Below are 2144 nucleotides of genomic sequence, written 5' to 3' on the forward strand. Positions count from 1 at the left end.
GACCTCGTACAGCGGGTACATCGCCTCGGGCGAGGAGGTCACGGCGGGCCGGCCGGACGCGTCCGAGATCTTCACCATCACCCCCGACATCCGTACCGGCGCGGCCGGCGCCCTGCCCTGCCACGGACCGGTCCCCTGGCCGGACTCCGGCTACCGGGCGGTCATGGAGACCTATCTGGCGGGGGTCGGCGGGCTCGGCGACCGACTGCTGCGGCTCGTGGCCCTCGGCCTCGGCCTGGGTACGGCCGGCATCGACCGGCTGGCGGGGCCGACCCGCGGCGGCTGGCACCACATGCGGGTGCTGCGCTTCCCGGCCGCCGGACGGACCGCCGAGCGCGGGATCGGCGCCCACACGGACTACGGGCTGCTCGTCATCGCCGCCCAGGACGAGGTGGGCGGGCTCTTCGTGCGTCCGCCGGTGGCGGGCGAGCGCCGCCCCCGCAACTGGCTGCCCGGCGAGAGCACGGCGGGTTTCGCCGAGGACCGGCCGGGCTGGACGTACGTACGGCCCGTGCCGCGCGTGCTGACCGTCTTCCCCGGCGACATCCTGCAGTTCATGACCGGTGGCGCCCTGCTGTCCACCCCGCACAAGGTGCGCCTGGCCGACCGGGAGCGGTACGCCCTCGCGTACTTCCACGAGCCGCGTTTCGGGGCCCGGGTCCGCCCGCTCGATCCGGGCACGGCCCCCGCGGGCCCGCACGCGGACGCCGCGGGCCCGCACATCCACTACGGGGAGCACTTCACCCGGATGTTCATGCGCTGCTATCCGCAGCGGGCAACGACGCGGCGGATCGAGTCCGAGGGGCTGCTGCGAGGGCTCGCCGCGGCCCGCTGATCCGGCAGCCCAGGCAGTCGGTGTGGCCGGAGTGCGCGACGGTGTCACGGACCCGCCAGTCCCACTGGTCCTCCGGGCGGGGACCGGTCGGCTTGCCCCAGCCGGCGAGGTGGAGCAGCCAGGTGACGAGCCCGGCCACGGCGACGATCCCGAGGCCGATCCAGATGCCGGGTGCCCAGCCGGCGCACATGGCCGCGCCGGCCGCCGCGGAGCCCACGAGGGCGATCGCGGTTCCGGTCCAGCCGGCGACGGTGTGGCCGAGGTCCACGTGGCCGTGAGCGCTCATCGTTCTCCCCTGGTTCAGTAGGCTCGAAAGGCTGTCTCTCACGGAGAAAGCCATTTATCTCACGAGCTAAGTAACTTAGATGCTAAGGAGTATCCGCGTGCAGGGCAAGCCCCGCCCCGCGGCCACGGTCCAGGAAGCGCTGACGCGCATGGACCGGTACGTCGCCCTCGGCATCCTCGGCCAGCAGGAGGTGGCGCAGCTGCTGGGGCTGAACGTCACGGACCTGACCTGCCTGGGCCACATCCTCGGTGCCGGGGACAACCCGCTCGGCGCGGGAGACCTCGCCGAGCTCACCAACCTCACCACCGGGGCCGTGACCGGGGTGCTCAACCGCCTGGAGCGCGCCGGCTACGCGCGCCGGCAGCCCGACCCCGCCGACCGGCGCCGCGTACGGGTCGTCGCCGAGCCGGCCGCCGCCGCCCGGGTCTTCGCCGTGTACGAGCCCTTCTACGCGCGGCTCGGCGCGGTGTTCGCCGAGTACACCCCGGACGAGATCGCCGTCATCGCGGACTGGTTCGGCAGGGCGACGGCCGAGGTCACCGCCCATCTGGACCGGGTGCGGGCCGCGGAACTCGGGCCCGTCGCCCCGTAGTCCCGATGGTAAAATTTGCCTTTTGGCGACGTTCGCGTCGCACTCACAGACAACTTGACCCAAACATTTTGATACGCGTCTCACGGAAGGTTCTGCATGAAGAACCCGTCAGCTCATGGGCGCTTCGGCATCAAGGCCGGAGCCAAGGCAGGCCCGAAGGGCGGTGCCAAGGGCGGCGGGAAGACCCCGCGGACCCTCGGCCCCCAGGGCGAGTACTCAATGCCCCGGACGACCACGCCGGCGCTGCCGCCGGTGGAGTCCTTCTCGGAGCTCGGCCTGCCCCCTGAGCTGGTGAAGACGATGGCCGACCAGGGGGTGGCGGAGCCGTTCCCCATCCAGGCGGCGACCCTCCCCAACTCCCTCTCCGGACGTGACATCCTCGGACGCGGCCGCACCGGCTCTGGCAAGACGCTCGCCTACGGCCTGGCCAT

4 protein-coding genes are annotated in these 2144 nt (G+C 72.6%); 3 read left to right on the top strand and 1 reads right to left on the bottom strand.

Features of this window, described 5'->3' with window-relative positions; translation table 11 throughout:
• Positions 1-835, top strand: an 835-nt coding sequence (locus ACWGDE_RS38415; protein ID WP_453393724.1) for a 2OG-Fe(II) oxygenase family protein, incomplete at its 5' end; no start/stop codon positions are given.
• Here ACWGDE_RS38415 and ACWGDE_RS38420 read toward each other — a convergent pair.
• On the bottom strand, positions 753-1121 hold the full coding sequence (locus ACWGDE_RS38420; RefSeq protein WP_453393725.1) for an HGxxPAAW family protein: 369 nt from the start codon (positions 1119-1121) through the stop codon (positions 753-755). The genes ACWGDE_RS38415 and ACWGDE_RS38420 overlap by 83 nt on opposite strands.
• Positions 1122-1218: 97 nt before the next feature.
• Between ACWGDE_RS38420 and ACWGDE_RS38425 the strand changes: the two genes are divergently transcribed.
• The gene (locus tag ACWGDE_RS38425) at positions 1219-1713 is read left to right on the top strand and encodes a MarR family transcriptional regulator (protein ID WP_453393726.1); all 495 of its coding nucleotides are present in this window, start codon (positions 1219-1221) and stop codon (positions 1711-1713) included.
• A gap of 96 nt (positions 1714-1809) precedes the next feature.
• The coding region (locus tag ACWGDE_RS38430; RefSeq protein ID WP_453393727.1) for a DEAD/DEAH box helicase at positions 1810-2144 on the top strand (335 nt) is incomplete at its 3' end.

Source organism: Streptomyces sp. NPDC054956 (genome assembly GCF_053609185.1).